This window comes from Aeromicrobium sp. REDSEA-S38_B2 (assembly GCF_001628525.1).
GTDB classification, from domain to species: Bacteria; Actinomycetota; Actinomycetes; order Propionibacteriales; family Nocardioidaceae; genus Aeromicrobium; species Aeromicrobium erythreum.
Genome location: NZ_LUNH01000068.1, coordinates 1 through 17,578 on the forward strand (window position 1 = coordinate 1; position 17,578 = coordinate 17,578).

General features: G+C 72.7%; 15 protein-coding genes. 7 read left to right on the forward strand and 8 right to left on the reverse strand.

What is annotated here, in order from left to right; translation table 11 throughout:
• Window positions 1–648: 648 nt before the first annotated feature.
• Window positions 649–1,143, forward strand: coding sequence for a 5-(carboxyamino)imidazole ribonucleotide mutase (purE, locus tag A6Q81_RS13340; protein WP_067855423.1), 495 nt, complete (start codon window positions 649–651; stop codon window positions 1,141–1,143).
• 51 nt (window positions 1,144–1,194) lie between these two features.
• Here the strand turns inward: purE and A6Q81_RS13345 are convergent, their stop codons facing one another.
• The 3 genes from A6Q81_RS13345 to A6Q81_RS13355 all read right to left on the reverse strand — a co-directional run bounded on the left by A6Q81_RS13345 (window position 1,195) and on the right by A6Q81_RS13355 (window position 4,146).
• Window positions 1,195–2,712 carry a malate:quinone oxidoreductase gene (locus tag A6Q81_RS13345; RefSeq protein ID WP_286690759.1) on the reverse strand — a complete coding sequence of 506 codons (1,518 nt, stop codon included), beginning with the start codon at window positions 2,710–2,712 and terminating at the stop codon, window positions 1,195–1,197.
• A 162-nt stretch (window positions 2,713–2,874) separates the two neighbouring features.
• Window positions 2,875–3,504: an MSMEG_1061 family FMN-dependent PPOX-type flavoprotein gene (locus A6Q81_RS13350; RefSeq protein WP_067861362.1), complete on the reverse strand. Its 630-nt coding sequence runs from the start codon at window positions 3,502–3,504 to the stop codon at window positions 2,875–2,877.
• A 51-nt stretch (window positions 3,505–3,555) separates the two neighbouring features.
• Window positions 3,556–4,146 (reverse strand): hypothetical protein, encoded by a 591-nt coding sequence (locus A6Q81_RS13355; RefSeq protein ID WP_067855430.1) that lies wholly within the window; start codon window positions 4,144–4,146, stop codon window positions 3,556–3,558.
• A 131-nt stretch (window positions 4,147–4,277) separates the two neighbouring features.
• Between A6Q81_RS13355 and A6Q81_RS13360 the strand changes: the two genes are divergently transcribed.
• Window positions 4,278–5,429, forward strand: coding sequence for an acyl-CoA dehydrogenase family protein (locus tag A6Q81_RS13360; protein ID WP_067861363.1), 1,152 nt, complete (start codon window positions 4,278–4,280; stop codon window positions 5,427–5,429).
• 84 nt (window positions 5,430–5,513) lie between these two features.
• Here the strand turns inward: A6Q81_RS13360 and A6Q81_RS13365 are convergent, their stop codons facing one another.
• Window positions 5,514–7,934 (reverse strand): hypothetical protein, encoded by a 2,421-nt coding sequence (locus tag A6Q81_RS13365; protein ID WP_286690760.1) that lies wholly within the window; start codon window positions 7,932–7,934, stop codon window positions 5,514–5,516.
• A 208-nt stretch (window positions 7,935–8,142) separates the two neighbouring features.
• On the opposite strand from A6Q81_RS13365, the gene A6Q81_RS13370 reads away from it, so the two are divergent.
• Window positions 8,143–8,694: a flavin reductase family protein gene (locus A6Q81_RS13370; protein ID WP_286690761.1), complete on the forward strand. Its 552-nt coding sequence runs from the start codon at window positions 8,143–8,145 to the stop codon at window positions 8,692–8,694.
• 25 nt (window positions 8,695–8,719) lie between these two features.
• On the opposite strand, the gene A6Q81_RS13375 is transcribed toward A6Q81_RS13370, so the two are convergent.
• Window positions 8,720–9,865 carry an LCP family protein gene (locus tag A6Q81_RS13375; RefSeq protein ID WP_286690762.1) on the reverse strand — a complete coding sequence of 382 codons (1,146 nt, stop codon included), beginning with the start codon at window positions 9,863–9,865 and terminating at the stop codon, window positions 8,720–8,722.
• Between the two features lie 187 nt (window positions 9,866–10,052).
• On the opposite strand from A6Q81_RS13375, the gene A6Q81_RS13380 reads away from it, so the two are divergent.
• Window positions 10,053–11,552: an LCP family protein gene (locus A6Q81_RS13380; RefSeq protein ID WP_067855439.1), complete on the forward strand. Its 1,500-nt coding sequence runs from the start codon at window positions 10,053–10,055 to the stop codon at window positions 11,550–11,552.
• A 77-nt stretch (window positions 11,553–11,629) separates the two neighbouring features.
• Window positions 11,630–13,132 (forward strand): LCP family protein, encoded by a 1,503-nt coding sequence (locus A6Q81_RS13385; RefSeq protein ID WP_286690763.1) that lies wholly within the window; start codon window positions 11,630–11,632, stop codon window positions 13,130–13,132.
• Between the two features lie 29 nt (window positions 13,133–13,161).
• Here A6Q81_RS13385 and A6Q81_RS13390 read toward each other — a convergent pair whose 3' ends face one another.
• From A6Q81_RS13390 to A6Q81_RS13400, 3 genes are all read right to left on the reverse strand, one after another.
• A complete protein-coding gene (locus A6Q81_RS13390; RefSeq protein ID WP_286690764.1) occupies window positions 13,162–13,956 on the reverse strand; it encodes an ABC transporter ATP-binding protein in 795 nt (264 codons plus the stop codon).
• On the reverse strand, window positions 13,940–14,812 hold the full coding sequence (locus A6Q81_RS13395) for an ABC transporter permease (protein WP_286690765.1): 873 nt from the start codon (window positions 14,810–14,812) through the stop codon (window positions 13,940–13,942). Before A6Q81_RS13395 ends, A6Q81_RS13390 begins: the two co-directional genes overlap by 17 nt.
• A gap of 77 nt (window positions 14,813–14,889) precedes the next feature.
• A complete protein-coding gene (locus tag A6Q81_RS13400) occupies window positions 14,890–15,561 on the reverse strand; it encodes a TIGR03089 family protein (protein WP_286690766.1) in 672 nt (223 codons plus the stop codon).
• A 156-nt stretch (window positions 15,562–15,717) separates the two neighbouring features.
• Here A6Q81_RS13400 and A6Q81_RS13405 point away from each other — a divergent pair, with 156 nt between their 5' ends.
• Together A6Q81_RS13405 and A6Q81_RS13410 are read left to right on the forward strand one after the other, a co-directional pair.
• A complete protein-coding gene (locus tag A6Q81_RS13405; RefSeq protein ID WP_067855452.1) occupies window positions 15,718–15,972 on the forward strand; it encodes a WhiB family transcriptional regulator in 255 nt (84 codons plus the stop codon).
• A gap of 51 nt (window positions 15,973–16,023) precedes the next feature.
• On the forward strand, window positions 16,024–17,578 hold a 1,555-nt coding region (locus A6Q81_RS13410), incomplete at its 3' end, for a glycosyltransferase family 2 protein (protein WP_286690767.1).

A 17,578-nucleotide genomic window follows, 5' to 3' on the forward strand; every position in this document is an offset into this window, starting at 1 on the left:
CTTCGTTTCTGCGTTCTTGACCCACCGTTCTGCGTTCGCGCGTCCTATCGGTGGATCTGCAACCGCAGGAGCCGTTCTGCGGTTGAAGATCCACCGATAGTGGGCTGGCGGCGCGAAAGTCTCTGCGTCGCCCCAACGCAAAGGGCGCCCAAGATTCTGCCTTTCGACGCCGAAGGTCGAACGCTTCTGCGTTCACGACGGGATCCCGTAACAAACGCAGCATCCTCGAACCCCAGTGCACGAACGCAGCATCGTGGGTCCACCCCGTGCCCAACCCACAGCCCGAGACCCCAGACCAGCGCCGCCGCCAGCCGCCCGGTCGAGGCCCTTTCGGAAACCAGACACAGCGAAGGCCGAGGCAGCGCACCAGCGAGCCCGGACTCCCTGCGGCAGCGCAGCAGCAGGTCCAGACCCCCTGCGGCAGCGCACCAGCAAGCCCGGACCCCCTGCGGCAGCGCACCAGCAGGTCCAGACCCCCTGCGGCAGCGCAGCAGCAAGTCCAGGCCCCCTGCGGCCGCGCAGCACCGAGCCCAGGCCCCCTGCGGCAGTGCAGCAGCAGGACGAGACCGACGGACCACGCACCGCCGGCCCCGTTCGGTGGAGAAGTCACCGCGTGGGGGGAGGAGGCCCGGCGGTAGGGTCGGCGCCATGAGCGCTCAGCCCCGCGTGGGCATCGTCATGGGGTCGGACTCGGACTGGCCGGTCATGGAGGCCGCAGCCCTCGCCTGCCAGGAGATGGGGATCGCCTACGAGGCCGACGTGGTCTCGGCGCACCGCATGCCCGACGAGATGCTGGCCTACGGGCGCGACGCCCACACCCGGGGCCTCGAGGTGATCGTGGCCGGTGCCGGCGGTGCCGCGCACCTGCCCGGCATGCTGGCCGCGGTCACGCCGCTGCCCGTCATCGGCGTCCCGGTGCCGTTGCGCTACCTCGACGGCATGGACTCGCTGCTGTCGATCGTCCAGATGCCCGCCGGCGTGCCCGTCGCGACCGTCTCGATCGGCAACGCCCGCAACGCGGGCCTGCTGGCCGCACGTATCCTCGCGGTCGGCGACCCCGAGCTCACGCAGCGCGTGCTCGACTTCCAGGACGCCCTCGCGGAGGCCGCGCGCGCCAAGGGTGCCGCCATCCGCGACCGCTGACCCGGCTCGTCCCCCCGTCTCGTCACGAGACGTGAGGACTGCCGGAGGAGCTCAGGCCTGGGCGAGGCCCAGCGAGCGGTCCGTCCAGGTCTTCAGGTCCGAGTAGAGCGTCGGGTTGTCGCCCAGCGACACCCCGTACGACGGCACGATCTCCTTGAGCTGCGGGCGCCAGCCGTCGATCTGGCCCGGGAAGCAGCGCTCGAGCACGTCGAGCATGGCCGCGACGGCGGTCGACGCGCCGGGCGAGGCACCCAGCAGACCCGCGATGGTGCCGTCGGAGGCGTTGACGACCGTCGTGCCGAACTCGAGCGAGCCGCCGAAGCGACCCTTCTTGCGGACCACCTGCACGCGCTGGCCGGCCGTGATCAGCTCCCAGTCGCCCTCCTCGGCGAGCGGGGCGAAGACCTGCAGGTCCTGGACCTTGCGACCGCGCGACTTCGCGAGCTCGAGCACCAGGTACTTGATGAGGCCCCACGACGTCACGCCGACGGCGGCCATGGGCATCAGGTTGTGCGGACGCACCGACAGCGGGAGGTCGGTGAAGGACCCCTCCTTCAGGAACTTGGGCGTCCAGCCGGCGTACGGGCCGAACAACAGCGAGCGCTGCCCGCCGATCACGCGCGTGTCGAGGTGCGGCACCGACATCGGCGGCGCGCCGACGGCGGCCATGCCGTAGACCTTCGCCTCGTGCTTGGCGGTGACCGTCTCGTCGAGGCAGCGGATGAACTCGCCGCTGACGGGGAAGCCAGCGAAGCCCTTGATCTCCTCGATGCCCGCCTTCTGCAGCAACTGGATCGCGCCACCGCCGGCGCCGACGAAGACGAACTTCGCCGAGATCCAGATCGTGCGGCCGCCGTCGAGGTCCTTGACCTTGACGCGCCACGTGCCGTCGGTGTCGCGCTTGAGGCCCTTGACCTGGTGGCGGTAGCGGATGTCCGCGCCCTGGCTCGACAGGTTCCCGAGCAGCTGCGCGGTGAGCGAGCCGAAGTCGACGTCGGTGCCGTGGTCGGTCCAGCTGACCGCGACGTCCTCGGACGGGTCGCGACCCTCGGCCATCAGCGGGAGGCGGCGGGCGAACTCATCGTGGTCGTGCACCCACTCCAGCCCCGCGAAGAGCGGGTGGCCGGCGAGTGCGTCGTAGCGCTTGCGCAGGTAGTCGACGTTCTCCGTGCCGCGCACGAAGCTGACGTGGGGGACGGGGTTGATGAACGACGACGGGTCCTTGAGCAGCCCGTTGTCGACCCCGTGGGCCCAGAACTGGCGCGAGAGCTGGAACTGCTCGTTGACCGTGATGGCCTTGGAGACGTCGACGCCGCCGTCGGCGGTCTTCGGCGTGTAGTTGAGCTCGCAGAGCGCGGAGTGGCCGGTGCCGGCGTTGTTCCACGGGCCGGAGCTCTCCAGGCCGGGCTGGTCCAGCCGCTCCAGCAGCGTCATCGACCAGTCGGGCTGCAGCGACTTCAGCAGCGAGCCGAGCGTGGCGCTCATGATCCCGGCGCCCACGAGGAGCACGTCGGTCGTGATGCGCTCGGGGGTGGCGGACGGGCGGGTGGCGGGGGTGGGCGAGTTCAACGCAAGGTCTCCTGGTGTCAGGGGCACCGACGTGGTCGACGTCTGCAGCGCCTTCCAGGGTCTCTCGTACCGGGGGTACGGGGCGAGTCGAAACGGTGTGACATGGTCGTGATCGGGTGTGATCTTCGTCGCTCCCGCGGTCCGCGTGGTGCGGCGGAGGTGTCAGTAGAGCTGCGCCTGGTAGCCGGGACCCTCGTAGTAGGCGCGGACCTCCTCGAGCGTCTGGTCCGAGCGCTCGAGCGCGTGCGCGATCTCCGAGCGCGACGGCACGGCGTCGGGGTGCCAGGTGTCCGGCTCCCAGAGGTGGGAGCGCAGGAACGCCTTCGAGCAGTGGAAGAACACCTGCTCGACGCTGACCTCGCAGACCAGCACCGGCCGGTGCCCGCGCACGACGAGGGCGTCGACGTAGGCCGGCGGGTCGTCGTCGGTGCGCAGCAGCCGGGCGGTGCCGTTGACGCGCAGCGTGTCGCCGCGTCCCGGCACGACCGACAGCAGCCCGACGTGCGGGTTCGCGAGCACGTTCACGTACCCGTCGGCCCGGCGGTTCCCAGGTCGCTCCGCGATCGCCAGGGTGTGCTTGTCGACGACGTGCACCAGCGACCCGGCGGGGTCGCCCTTGGGCGAGACGTCGCAGGTGCCGTCGGCGCCGGAGGTCGCGAGCAGGCAGAACGGCGACGCCTCCAGCCAGGCGACGTGCTCGGGGTGGAGCCGCTGGCGGTCCTTCGCGGCCGCGCGCGGCATCGGTGCGCCGAGAACGGCGCGCAGCTCGTCGACGTCGTGGATGCGTCCCATGCCGGCCACCCTAGGACGACCGGGGGCCGGTCCAGGAGCCGCTCGCGCGACTCAGTGGTCGCGGATGAAGGACGTGACGCGGGTGAGCGTGGGCGTGCGGGGCGCCGAGCCGAAGCCGAAGCGGACCGGCGGGTCGACGGGGGCGAGCGGGCCGAGGTCCTTGCCGTCCCAGGTGATCGTCGCGGCCTCGACGCGCCACGCGTCGGAGGCGGCGTACCACTCCGTCCGGCCCTGGCCCGCGGTGCCGTGGGTGCGCACGCCCGGCATGACCCGCCGGGCGATCGGGTCGCAGAGCCGGGCCCACGCCTCGAGCCGTCCGAGCGGCCCGGGCACGGCCTGCAGGAGCCAGCCGATGGGCGCGCGCACGCCCGGGGTCCAGTGCGCCTCCAGCGGACCGGCGAGGATGCCCCAGCCGTCGACGGCGACGGGCACGATCCGGACGTCGTCGAAGGTGTAGGTGGCCGAGACGAGGTCGGCGATCCGTTCGTCCGGCGCGAGCAGGACGCGGTGGCCGTCGGGCCGCTCGACCATCGCGTCGGCGAAGGCACCGTAGGGGCTGTGGTCCCAGATGCCCACGACGACGCGGGTGCCGCTCGCGGTGCCGAGGCCGGTGATGTGTCCGTCGAAGCGCTGGGTGGTCACGGCACCAGTGTGGGCGACCCCACCGGACCCGGCAGCCTGGGTCGTGGCACGCCGACGTACGATTAGTAGGTCGTCCAACTAAACATGAGCGTTGTCTCACCCAGGGATTCGGAGCCGTAGCCGTGACCGACATGTTCGTGCTGTCCGAGGAGCACCAGGCCATCCGCGAGGCCGTCCGCGCCGTCGCCGAGGCGAAGGTCGCGCCGTACGCCGCGCAGGTCGACGAGGAGGCCCGCTACCCGCGCGAGGCGCACGACGCGCTCGTCGCCGCGGACTTCCACGCCCCGCACGTGCCCGAGGAGTACGGGGGAGCCGGCGCCGACGCGCTCGCCACCGTCCTCGTCATCGAGGAGGTCGCGCGGGTCTGCGTCTCGAGCTCGCTGATCCCCGCCGTGAACAAGCTCGGCTCGCTGCCGGTCATCCTCGGCGGCGACGAGACCCTCAAGAAGAACTACCTGTCGCGGCTCGCGGCCGGTGAGGGCTTCAGCTACTGCCTGTCCGAGCCCGACGCGGGCTCCGACGCCGCCAACCAGAAGACCCGTGCCGTCCGCGACGGCGACCACTGGGTGCTCGACGGCACCAAGCGGTGGATCAGCAACGCCGGCGAGTCGGCGTTCTACACGGTCCTCGCGCAGGTCGACCCGGCTCAGCGCAGCAAGGGCATCACCGCCTTCGTCGTCGAGGCGACCGACGAGGGCGTCTCCTTCGGGGCGCCCGAGAAGAAGCTCGGCATCAAGGGATCGCCCACCCGCGAGGTCTACCTCGACGCCGTGCGCATCCCCGAGGACCGCATCATCGGCGACGTCGGCCAGGGCTTCGCGCTCGCGATGCAGACGCTCGACCACACCCGCATCACGATCGCCGCGCAGGCGGTCGGCGTCGCGCAGGGTGCGCTCGACTACGCGCTCGGGTACGTGCAGGAGCGCCAGCAGTTCGGCAAGCCGATCAGCGACTTCCAGGGCGTGCAGTTCATGCTCGCCGACATGGGCATGAAGGTCGAGGCCGCCCGTCAGCTCACGTACGCGGCGGCGGGCCGCTCCGAGCGCGGCGACGACGACCTGACCTTCTTCGGTGCCGCCGCCAAGGCGTTCGCGTCCGACACCGCCATGCAGGTGACCCTCGACGCCGTGCAGCTGCTCGGCGGCTACGGGTACACGCGCGACTACCCCGTCGAGCGGATGATGCGCGACGCGAAGATCACCCAGATCTACGAAGGCACCAACCAGGTCCAGCGGATCGTCATGGCCCGCCAGCTCCTCGCGGGCGTGCAGTCGACCCTCTGAACCGGGCTCCGTGGCCGGGCCGACGCCCGGGCCGGGACGTGCCAAGGGGGCGCCCACCGTGCGGTGGACGCCCCCTCGTCGCGTTCAGCGGCGGTAGGTGACCTTCACCGTCGCGTCGAACGTCCGGCGACCGGACGCGTCGGAGACGACGAGCCGGATCGCACGGCCCGGGTGGCTCGTGGTGCTCGACGGGAACCGGTAGGTCCCGACGTAGCGGCCGTTCGCCGCGACCGTGCCCCGCTCGACGACGCGGCCGAGGGCGAGCAGCCGGTAGGTCTGGCCGGGACGCAGGCCGTAGCCGCGCACCGCGACCTTCTGGCGTCCGACGACCGTCCGGTCGTCGACGGCGAGCCGCGCCCGCTCGGTCACGAGCGCCTGGCGGGTCGAGACGACGCTGACGTCCTTCTCGTACGCCGGTCCGCCGACCGTCGTCGTCGCGCACAGCGACCTGCCGAGGTCGGCGACCGTGACCCGGTAGCTCGAGCCGGTGGCCCCGTTGGCCACGCACGCGCCGCCGCGCACCCGGCCCCAGGCGACGGTGACGGTCGCGTCCTGCGGGGCCGTCGCCGGTCGCGCGACCTGCAGGAGCTCGCCCGGACGCGGCGCGCTCGAGCCGCCGGTGACCATCGGGGTGGTCAGGGCGCCGACGCGCTTCAGCACGACGGGGGTGCCGGCGGACGACGCGCGGTCGGTGGTGTGGCCCGTGCGGCTCGCGGTCGCGACCACGCACACGGACGACCCGCCGTCGGCGGCGGTCACGGTGTACTTCGTGCCGGTCGAGCCCGCCGCGCCCGTCGGCGTGCAGGTGGCGTTCGCGCCGGTGCCGGTCAGGCGACCCCACGCGAGGTCGACGCGGGTGCCCGCCGGGAGGCCCGTCGTGTCGGTGCGCGCCTCGAGGACGTCGTCGATCCGCGGTGCGCCGTTCGTGCGGGACGTGTTGACGACGGTCGGCGTCGGCGCGTCGAGGGAGGCCTCGACGGCCACCGACGTCGGCGCCGACGTCGCGGTGCCCGACGTGTAGCCGTCGGCGGACACGGTGGAGACCACGCACAGGCGCGCTCCGACCTCGTCGGCGGCGACGGTGTGCTGGGCGCCCGCGTCGCCCGCCGTCGTGCAGGTGGCCGACGCGCCCGTGCCCGACACGGTGCCCCAGCGGAACGAGGCCAGCGCCTCGGCGGGCAGGCCGTCGCGCGGCTGGGTGGCGGTCAGCACGTCGCCGAACGTCGGCGTCGTGTCGTCGATGGTCGGGGTCGCGGGGACGAGGGTGCCTCGGGCGACCGCTGCCGTCGGGTCCGAGGTGCGCGTGGCCGGCTCGTAGCCGGTCGAGCTGTAGGAGCCGCGCACGCAGAGCCGGCTGGCGAGGTCGGCGGCCCGCACGGTGTAGGTGGCGCCGGCGGAGCCGTCGTCGAGGAGGTTGCACTCGCCGGCGTCGTCGCGACCCCAGCGGTAGGTGACGCTCACGCCCGCGTCGTCCGTGCCGGGGCTCGCGGTGAGCTTCTGGCCGACCACCGGCGTCGTGTCGTCGATGGTCGGACGGACGGTGAACGTGCCGGCGACGACCGCCTCGGTGGGCGCCGACGTGTGCGACTCCGGGTCGTGACCCGGTGCGCTCAGCGAGGAGACGACGCACAGGCGACGACCCAGCTCGGCGCGCACGACCCGGTGGGTGGGCGACGCGGCGCCCGCGACCGTGCAGGTGGCGTCGTCGGCGACGGTGCCCCAGCGGTAGGTGGTCGACAGGCCGTCGGGACGGGGTGCCGCGCCGAAGCCGTCGGAGGCCGTCAGCAGCTGCCCGACGGCCGGCGTCGTGTCGTCGATCGTCGGCGCCGGGGCGCCGATGACCCTCTGGGGGACCCGACGGGGCTCGGTCGAGGCGGTCTGGTCCGCGTAGCCGGAGCGCGTCGCGGTGACGGTCAGCACCAGCTCCTGGCCGGCCGCGTCGGCGGTCGGCGTGAACGTGGGCCCGGTACCGGCCTGGCGGCCGTCGAGGAACCAGGCGTAGCTGCGCCTCGTCGTCCCGTTCAGGTCGGTGTCGGGGCTGACGGAGCCCGTCGCGGTCAGCTCGACTCCCTGCGCGGGCTGCGCGGGGGAGTAGTCGACACTCAGGGAGGAGAAGCCGCGCTGCACCGGGCCGTAGCACTGGCCGGCGACCGGAGACCCGGCGACGTCCCAGCTGAGGGCGTAGTAGGCGCCCACGTCGGACGTGAACAGCGCGTCCTGCGGCACCGTCACGGTCGTCGCGTCGGCGGCGGCGCGGCGCTCGCCGCCGCCCGAGCAGGTGCTCGAGCTGAAGCGGAACACCCCGCGGTACACGGGCGCGTCACCGGCGGGCGCCGGCGCGGCCGACGGGTCGACCGTCAGCGTCCGGCCGGTGGCGAGGTCGCCGACGAGCTGGCCGGTGGCCTGTGGTGCAGGGGCGGCGGTCGCTGGTGCAGCCAGGGCGAGGAGACCTGGCAGGACCAGGGCGGCGAGGGCCGCGGTCGGCCGTCGGAGGTGCAGGGGCATGGTGGTCCTCTACGGGGTGAAGGTGCGCGGAACTTGTTCAACGAGCCCGCGGACCCTCCGGCGGTGGACGCGCCGAAGATCATCCCGAAGGACTAGGTCGCGTGGCCCCTTCCGGCCAGGGTCGCCGGGCAGCCGACGACATCGCGCGGGAGTGGATGGGGCGTCCTCGATTGACCTCGAGTGCGCTCGAGGTCCTATCGTCGAGAGCGTGGACACGCGAGACGCAGCACGACGCCCCGACGCCGCCGACGGCCGCACGGTGACCAGCAGCACCGACGGCGACGGCCGGGCGGAGCTGCTGAAGGCCGCGTTCCGACGGCACGCGACCGGCGTGGCCGTCGTGACGGCACTCGGACCGGACGGTCCCGTCGGGCTCACGGCCTCGAGCGTGGCCTCCGTGTCCGCCCACCCGCCGGCCCTCTCGTTCTCGGTGCTCACCAGCAGCCGGACCGCCCAGGTGGTCGCCGCCGCCGACGTGATCGACGTGCACCTGCTGCCCGCCGACCTGGTCGACGTCGCCGACGCCTACGGGCGGTCGGCAGGGGAGCGCTTTACCCCGGCGCAGGGCTGGGTGGTCGACGAGGACGGGACGACGCTGCCGGGGGCCGTCGCGTCGCTGCGCTGCGTCCCGATCACGACCGTCCCGGTGGGGGAGGCCGTGGTCGTCGTCGCCGAGGTGCGCGACGTGCGCCTCGGGCCCGTCGGGGAGCCGCTCGTCTACCACGACCGCACCTACCGCACGGTGGGCCGAGAGGTCTGAGCCGCGCTCGACCCCGGCGCCGTCGTCAGCTCTTCGGGGGCAGCCCGTCGGGCGTGCAGAGCCTGCCGATGCTGCCCGTGCGATCGGCGGCGATCAGGTCGAAGAGCTGCTTGCTGCGCTCGGGGTCCCAGCGCACCGAGAAGTCCGCGAGCGGCACCGTGCAGCTCTGGCCGCCGTCGCCCATCGCCGAGCGCAGCCCGAGGGCGAACTTGAGCAACGCGTACGGGCCGGTTCCCTCGCCGATCTGCACGGCCGACGCGGCGCCGGTGTTCACGCCCCAGTAGCGGACCGGGTTGATGACCGTCCACGGCGACGCGGCCTTGCTGGCGATGCCGGCGATGACCTCGCGCTGGCTCTGTACCCGCTGGATGTCCTGCGTCGCGTAGCTGTGCCGGTTGCGGGAGTACGCGAGGGCGGTCCGCCCGTCGGCCTCCTGGCAGCCCGCCTTCACGTCCAACCCGGAGTCGCGGTCCTTGATCGCCTCCTTCGGGCAGATCTCGACACCGCCGAGGGCGTCCACGACCTTGACCAGGCCGCCGAACCCGATCTCGACGTAGTCGTCGACCCGGATGCCGGTGTTCTGCTCGACCGTCTGCGTCAGCAGGGCCGGCCCGCCGTAGGCGTAGGCGGCGTTGATCTTCGTGGTGCCGTAGCCCGGCACCTGCACCATCGAGTCGCGCGGGATGGAGACGAGCGTCGACGGTCCGGCCCCCGTGTGCAGCAGCATGATCGTGTCGGTGCGACCCCGTCCGCCGCCGTCGCCGCCCGTCGCGAGCTCGCGCTGCTCCTGGGCGCTCAGGCCGGCGCGACTGTCGGAGCCCACCAGCAGGAACGTCGTGCCGGGCTGCTCGCCGGGTCGGTCGCCCTCGGGCTCGAAGGGCACCTTCGTCGACGTCGAGTACGCGTACAGCGGCGTGCCCACGAGGAAGACGAGCCACGCCACCAGCAGCAGGAGCACCCATCGCGCCTTGCCGCGCCGTCGCCCGCCGCCCGAGCGGTCACGTCCGCGCTCGGTCCGTCCGCCGCCCGGCGGCGGCAGGTTGGGCGGCGGCAGGTCGTCGCCCCGGCGTCGCGACGCCGCGGGCTGCTGCCGCGTGGGTGCGGGCTCCCCGCGGCCGCCGTCGGAACCGTAGAGCCAGTCGTAACGGTCCTCCGGACGCTCCTGTGCCATGGCACAGAACCTAGCCGAGCGGGGACCGCGCACGACGTGTTCACGCCGATCCTCAGCCGAAAAGCAGGTGCGGCTCGGGAAACGCAGATCGCTCGGCGCGCCCTCGACTCGAGGTCGAGACTTTGTGTGACCATCGTCGGGACCTGCTCGCCCTGCTCTTCCCCCTGGCAGCGACCCCGAGGACGACATGCACGACGACCGCCCGACCTCATCCCGTACCTCGACGACCCGGACCGCGTCCGAGCGCATCCAGCTGCGCCGGGCGCTGACGCTCACGCTGATGACGCTCGTCGTGCCCGGCTCGGCCCAGGTGGCGGCCGGGAACAAGCGACTCGGTCGGGTGGCGCTGCGCGTGTGGATCGCCTGCCTCGTCGCCGGCGCGGTGCTTCTCCTCCTCGCGCTCTTCGCGCGCACCAGCCTCATGGGGCTCATGACCGACGCCCGCCTGCTGACCCTGCTGCGCTTCCTGCTGCTCGCCGGCGCCGTCTTCTGGGCGGTGCTCATCGTGGACGCCTGGCGGCTCGGCCAGCCGCTGCGGCTCGCGCGTCGCCACCGCCCGTGGGTCGCGGGCCTCAACGGCGCGCTCTGCCTGGTCACGGCCGGGGCGCTCGTGTTCGCGGCGCACCTCGTCAGCGTGAGCACCGGCGTGATCGACACCGTCTTCGCCGCCACCACCACGTCGAAGCCGGCCGACGGCCGCTACAACGTGCTGCTCATGGGCTCGGACTCTGGCGCCGACCGCACCGGCATGCGTCCGGACTCGCTCAACGTGGCCAGCATCGACGCCAAGACCGGCCGGACCGTGATCATCGGGCTGCCCCGCAACCTCGAGGACGTCCCGTTCCCGTCGGACTCCTTCATGAAGAAGGAGTTCCCGAAGACCTTCGACTGCGAGGGCTGCTACCTCAACGCCGTCAACACCTGGGCCGAGGACCACGCGCAGGAGCTCGGCGTGAAGAAGGTCGGCGAGCGCACGCCCGGCATCCAGGCGACGATCGACGCCGTCGAGGAGATCACCGGGCTGCGGCTCAACTACTACGCCCTGGTCAACATGGCCGGCTTCGCCAAGCTCGTCGACGCCGTCGGCGGGGTCACGGTCGACGTCCAGGAGCGCACGCCGATGTTCGGCCACGACGACGCCTGGAAGCAGCAGTACGTGGAGGCCGGACGCCGCAAGCTCAACGGCGAGCAGGCGCTCTGGTACGCCCGCAGCCGCGTGCTGAACAACGACTTCTCCCGCATGGGACGCCAGAAGTGCGTCATGACCGCCATGCTGCGCGAGCTCAGCCCGCGCAAGGTGCTCATGAACGTCGAGAAGATCGCCGACTCCAGCAAGACGCTGCTCGACACCGACATCCCGGCACGCGACCTCAACGTGTTCATGGAGCTCGCGCTGAAGGCGAAGTCGCAGCCGGTCTCCTCGGTCTCGCTCGTGCCGCCGGTGATCTACACCGGCAACCCCGACTACGACAAGGTCCGCACGCTCATCAGCCGGGCCATCGCCACCTCCGAGGGACACGGCGGACGCCCGGCGACCGACGGCATCCTCGCCGCGTCGCTCACGACCCTGACGCCGCAGGCGCCCGCCGCGAGCTCCACCGCGACCTCGGCCGGGACCGGGACCGGCGCCCCGGCCAAGGACCCGACGCGGGCGAACCAGACCGACGACGTCGACGCGACCTGCTGAGCCGACGTGCTGATCGGTAGGGCTTGGACCCGTGGGGGATCATGGGTCTTCGCCAGGACCCCCAGCCGCGAGGAACCATGACCCGTCGTCGAGCGAAGGTGCTCAGCACGAGCACCGACGAGCTTCCCCCCAGGGCCCGGTTCCGTCGAGCACTGCGCCTGTGCCTGCTGTCCGCCGTCGCGCCCGGCTCCGCGCAGCTCGCCGTCGGCAACCGGTGGGTGGGACGGGTCGCGCTCGGTCTCTACGCGCTCGGGCTCGTCGCCCTCGGATGGCTCGCACTGTCCTACCGCGACGACCGGGCGGGCCTGATCGGTCTGGTCACCGACCCCGACGTCCTCCAGGTGTTCCGCTTCGGCGTCGCCGCGGTGGCGGTCGCGTGGACGGCTCTCTTCGTCGACGCCTGGCGCCTGGCGCGACCGTTGCAGCTGACCCGGGCGCGGGCGGCGGTCGTGCTCGTGGTCAACACGGCCCTCGTGGCCGGGGTGCTCGGCGTCGCGCTCTACGCGTCGCAGGTCAGCAACGCCGGCCGGCAGGCCGTGCAGGAGGTGTTCACCGCCACGACGACGAGCCCGCCGTTGCAAGGTCGCTACAACATCCTGCTGATCGGCTCGGACTCCGGGAAGGGCCGCACGGGCATCCGTCCGGACTCGATGACGGTCGTCAGCATCGACGCCTCGACCGGCAGCACCGTCCTGGTGTCCCTGCCGCGCAACCTGGAGGACGTGCCCTTCCGCGAAGGCTCGCCCATGCGTCAGCTCTACCCGTACGGCTACAACTGCGGCTCGGAGTGCCTGCTCAACGCGGTGCACACCGAGGCCGAGGGCCGCACCGACCTCTACCCGGGCGCCAAGGACCCGGGTCTGGAGGCGACGATCGACGCCGTCGAGGGCGTGACCGACCTGCCGATCAACTACTACGTCATGATCAACCTGCGCGGCTTCAGCTCCCTCGTCGACGCCGTCGGCGGGGTCGAGATCGACGTCAGGACGCGGCTGGCGATGTTCGGCCACGACGACCTCGACCAGCAGCGCTACATCGAGCCGGGGCTGCAACGTCTCGACGGCAACGAGGCGCTCTGGTACGCGCGCAGCCGGGTCCAGTCCGACGACTTCACGCGCATGGGCCGTCAGAAGTGCCTCATGAGCGCCATGCTCGACCAGCTCAGCCCGCAGAAGGTGCTGCTCAACGCCACCGACCTCGCGAAGTCGGGTGCGCAGCTCATCTCCACGAACATGCCGTCGGAGGAGCTGGGCGAGTTCGCCGACCTCGCGCTCAAGGCACGGTCGACCAAGATCCGCACGGTCTCGCTCGTGCCGCCGCTGATCTCGGTCGTCGACCCCGACTACGCCCAGATCCACGGGCTGATCAAGAACGCGATCCGGGCCAGCGAGCGCTCGGTCGGCGCCTCGCCCAGCCCCAGCCCCAGTTCCAGCGCCGACGCCACGACGCCGACGCCGGGCGCGAGCCCGACGACACCCGCGCCCACGACGCCGTCGGTCCCGACGCCGAGCCCCACCGCCACGCCCGACGAGAGCGGCGCGCAGGCGAACAACGTCGAGGACCTCGCAGCAGCCTGCTGAGCTGGGCGGGGACGACGGGGCTACGGGGACTACGGGGTCGAGCGCGACTGCTCGTAGGCGTCGACGACCTCGTCCGTGGGGCCGTCCATGACCAGCACGCCGCGGTCGATCCACAGCACCCGGTTGCACGTGTCGCGGATCGAGCGCATCGAGTGGCTGACGAGGAACACGGTGCCCGCGTCGTCACGGATCGAGCGGATGCGGGCCTCGCTGCGCTCGCGGAACGCCTGGTCGCCGACGGCCAGCGCCTCGTCGACGATGAGGATCTCGTGGTCGCGGGCCGTCGCGATGGCGAACTTCAGCCGTGCCGTCATGCCCGAGGAGTAGGTCCGCATGGGCAGGTCGATGAAGTCGCGGATGCCGGAGAAGTCGACGATCTCCTCGTACTTCGCCTCGATCTCGGCCCGGCTGAGCCCGAGGGCGAGACCGCCGAGGATGACGTTGCGCTCACCCGACAGGTCCTTGATCAGGGCCGCCCCGACGCCCAGCATGCTGGGTCGTGACGCCGCGTGGATGCTGCCCTGCGACGTGGGCGTCAGGCCGGTGATGGCGCGCATGAGCGTCGACTTGCCCGAGCCGTTGGAGCCGATGACGCCGATGCTGTCGTTCTCGTACGCCGTGAACGAGACGCCCTTCAGCGCGTGGACGGTCCGGGTGCCGCCGGTGCGCTGCAGCAGACGGCGTCCGGTCTCCGCGGGCCCGGCGCGCTTGCCGGTGGAGAGCACCTTGTACTCCACGTGCACGTCGTCGACGACCACGACCGGACGGCGCGGCTCCGCGGCTCCGGGCTGGTCGTCGAGAGGGGACTCAGTCGGTCCGGCCATACCGCTCCTCCGCCGCCCAGAAGAAGATCGTGCCGAGGACCAGCACCGCCACCGACCACGCCGCGGCGTAGCCCCAGAAGTGCCACGGCATCGCGTAGTCGGGGCCGTCCAGCAGCACGGCCCGGCCCAGCGAGAGGAACTCGTGGATGGGCTGCGCGTCGGCCACGGTGCGGAACGTCGTCCCGGGGTCGAAGCGCTGGTCGATGCTGTAGAAGATGCCCGAGGTGTAGAAGAACATCCGCGAGATGAACGGCAGCAGGTTGGTCAGGTCGCGGAAGTGCACGGTGAGCCGCGCCGTGATCAGCGCCAGACCCGTGTTGAAGACCGTGAACAGCGCGACCAGGGGGACCAGCAGCAGCCACTCCAGGTCGGGGAGGTTGCCGTAGCCGATGGCGAAGGCGGCCATGACGCCGACCATCGGCACGAACTGCAGGAACCGCTCGGCCACCAGCGCCAGGGGCAGCGCCATGCGGGGGAAGGCCAGGCTCTGCACGAGGGCCGCGTTGGTGGTGATCGACTTCGCCCCGGTCGAGAAGGAGGTCGAGAAGTACTCGAACATCAGGACGCCGATGACGAGGAACGCGACGAAGTCCTCGACACCGCGGCTGGTCTGGAGCACGAACCCGAACACGAGCCCGTAGACGCCGGCGTTGAGCAGCGGGCGCAGGACCACCCACGCCATGCCGAGCCGGTTCCGGCCGTTGTCGGCCTCGATCCGGAAGCGGGCCAGCGCCTGGATGAACTCGCGGTGGCGCAGGACGTCGACGAGGTAGGCGCCGAGGGGCGGGCGGCCGCCGACCTTGGTGAGCCCGGGGACGGCGGAGGGCGGGCTGGTGTTCACGCGCTGTCGGCTCATCCGGGCGGAGGGCCTTCCTGTGGTCTGGCAGCGGGGAGGGGACCTGCGAGCGGCCGTCGAAAGTGTAGAGGATCCGCTCAGGCGACGACCTCGGCGCGCTCCTGCTCCGCCACGCGGGCCAGCACGTCGTCGTCGGCTCCGGCGACGACCACCACCGAGCCCCCGCCGCGCAGGGCCGAGACGAGCAGTCGCACGTCGCGCTCGAGCGACCCGGGCCGCACCGCCAGGCGCCGCGGGTCGGGCGGGCATGCGGCGAGGAGGGCGGCGTGGTCGAGCGCGCCCGTGTCCCCGAGGTCGACGGCGGGGGAGGAGGGCGTCGGCGGGTCGAGCGGCACGAAGACGTCGGGCTGGCCCGGCACGACCGTCGCGAGGTCGACGAAGCCGACGGGCGGCTCGAGGAACCGTCCGCCCAGCGGACGCAGCGACGCCGCCAGCCGGACCGGCTCGTCGCCCTGGAGCTCCGGGCCGCTCACGCCGACCGCGGCGTCGTGCTCCGCGACGACCGCGGCGACGTTCCAGCACGACAGCAGCCAGACGAAGCGCAGCCAGTGCGTCGGCAGGCCCACGCGCACCCGCGTCCCCGGCTCGACGTCGAGCTCGTCGACCAGCAGCGACGACGTCTTCGCGACCCAGTTGGCCGTCGTGGTGGCGCTGAGCTCCACCCGTTCGCCGGTGCCGCGGTCGTCCCAGGTGAGGAGCGGGCGGCCCGGCTCGCGCACGGCGGGGAGGAGGTCGGCGAGGGTCGTCACGGCGCCATCCTCGCAGGGACCGCCGCCGGTCGAGTGCCCCGTCCCGGCCCCTGGCGTGCCGTCCGGACCCCTGCCCCGCGGCGCGACACGCCGGAGACGGCGCGGATCGTGCAATTCGGCTTGACGTATGGCAGCGCCAGGCGTGTAATTACGGACATGTCATTCGATCTGGGTCTGCCACTGTCCCCCGAAGAGGAGCTCATGTGGCAGGAGCGTGCGCTCTGTGCCCAGACCGACCCGGAGGCCTTCTTCCCCGAGAAGGGCGGGTCCACGCGCGAGGCGAAGCGGGTCTGCCTGACGTGCGACGTGCGCGGTGAGTGCCTCGACTACGCCCTCGCCCACGACGAGCGGTTCGGCATCTGGGGCGGTCTCTCCGAGCGTGAGCGACGCAAGCTGAAGAAGCGCGCCTGAGCCGCCCCGCCGGGACGGCGGGCCCTTTCGCGCCCCGCTAGGTTGGCGGGCATGGACGAGCGCGTGACCGACGAGGACGCACCCGCCCTCCCGGCCTGGCGCTCGGCGCCGCCCACGGTGGGCGCGGTCCTCGTGACCCACGACGGCGGACGCTGGCTGCCGCAGGTGCTCGCGTCGTTCTCGGCGCTGGAGCACGCCCCCACCAGCTGGCGCGTGGTCGACGTCAGCTCGACCGACGACGGCCCCGAGCTCGTGCGTGAGGCGTTCGGCCCCGACCGCGTGACCTACGCCCCGGCCGGCACGGGCTTCGGTGCCGCCGTGCGGCTCGCGGTCGACACGATGCCCCGCACCGACTGGCTGTGGCTGCTGCACGACGACGCGATCGTCGAGCCGGGGGCGCTGGCCGCCCTCCTCGACGAGGCCACCGCGGCCGACGACGTCGCCGTGGCCGGCCCCAAGATCCGTGAGTGGCCGTCGCTGCGGCGCCTGCTCGAGGTCGGGCTGACGGTCACCTCGACCGGTGTCCGCGAGACCGGCCTGGAGACGGGGGAGCCCGACGCGGGCCAGCACGACTGGCCGAAGGACGTGCTCGCCGTCGACACGGCGGGCATGCTCGTGCGCCGCGACGTGTGGGACGAGCTCGACGGGCTGTCCCCGGACCTGCCGTTGTACTTCGACGACATCGACCTCGGCTGGCGCGTGGCGCGGGCCGGGTACCGCACCCGGATCGCCCCGCGTGCGGTGATCTTCCACGCCGAGGCCTCGCGCCGCGGGATCCGCCGACGTGCGGCCGGCGACGTCGAGCCCGCCGAGCAGCGGCGCGCCGCGCTGCACACGATGCTCGCCAACACCTCGGGCCCCCGCTTCTGGTGGCAGTACGTGCGGCTGCTCGTCGGCTCGCTGCTGCGGACCCTGGGGCTCGTGCTCTCCGCCCACCCCGAGTCGGCCGGTGACCAGCTGCAGGCCGTCGCGTCGGTCTACGGACGGCCGGGCCGGCTCCGCGCGGCACGACGCCGGCGGGCGGCCACGGCCCGGCGCGACGACCGCGCCGTCCGTCACCTGTTCGCACCGTTCTGGCTGCCGTACCGGCACGGCTTCGACACCGCACGCGACGTCGCCGCCGCCCTGGTGCGGCCCGAGGCGGTCGAGACCACGGGCCGACGGTCGACCCTCGACGACGACGGCGACGCCGTCGTCACGCTGGACGACGGGCCGCCCCTCTGGGTGCGTCGACCCTGGCTGGTCACCGTGGGGGTGCTCGTCGTGCTCTCGCTCGTGGCCGGGCGCTCGCTGCTGACCGGGGCGGGCGACAGCATCCTGACCGGCGGCGCCCTGGGCGTCACGCCCGGCTCGGCCGGCGACTGGTGGCGCCTGTGGTTCGAGCGGTCCCACGAGATCGGTCTCGGCGGCACCGGCCTCGTGTCCCCGGCGGTGCTCCTGCTGGCCGTGGCGGCCACACCGATCTGGCCGTCGCCTGGTCTGCTGGTGGCCGTGCTGCTCCTGCTCTCGGTGCCGCTCGCCGCGCTGACGGCCCACCGCCTCGGTCGCAGGCTGACCGACCACCGTCGGCTGCGGATCGTCTGGGCCGTCGGGTACGGCCTCACCC

Coding starts and splice junctions, on each gene's coding strand:
- purE (WP_067855423.1), top strand. CDS start 649: ATGAGCGCTCAGCCCCGCGTGGGCATCGTCATGGGGTCGGACTCGGAC.
- A6Q81_RS13350 (WP_067861362.1), bottom strand. CDS start 3,504: ATGGGACGCATCCACGACGTCGACGAGCTGCGCGCCGTTCTCGGCGCA.
- A6Q81_RS13360 (WP_067861363.1), top strand. CDS start 4,278: ATGTTCGTGCTGTCCGAGGAGCACCAGGCCATCCGCGAGGCCGTCCGC.
- A6Q81_RS13365 (WP_286690760.1), bottom strand. CDS start 7,934: ATGCCCCTGCACCTCCGACGGCCGACCGCGGCCCTCGCCGCCCTGGTC.
- A6Q81_RS13375 (WP_286690762.1), bottom strand. CDS start 9,865: ATGGCACAGGAGCGTCCGGAGGACCGTTACGACTGGCTCTACGGTTCC.
- A6Q81_RS13380 (WP_067855439.1), top strand. CDS start 10,053: ATGCACGACGACCGCCCGACCTCATCCCGTACCTCGACGACCCGGACC.
- A6Q81_RS13385 (WP_286690763.1), top strand. CDS start 11,630: ATGACCCGTCGTCGAGCGAAGGTGCTCAGCACGAGCACCGACGAGCTT.
- A6Q81_RS13390 (WP_286690764.1), bottom strand. CDS start 13,956: ATGGCCGGACCGACTGAGTCCCCTCTCGACGACCAGCCCGGAGCCGCG.
- A6Q81_RS13395 (WP_286690765.1), bottom strand. CDS start 14,812: ATGAGCCGACAGCGCGTGAACACCAGCCCGCCCTCCGCCGTCCCCGGG.
- A6Q81_RS13405 (WP_067855452.1), top strand. CDS start 15,718: ATGTCATTCGATCTGGGTCTGCCACTGTCCCCCGAAGAGGAGCTCATG.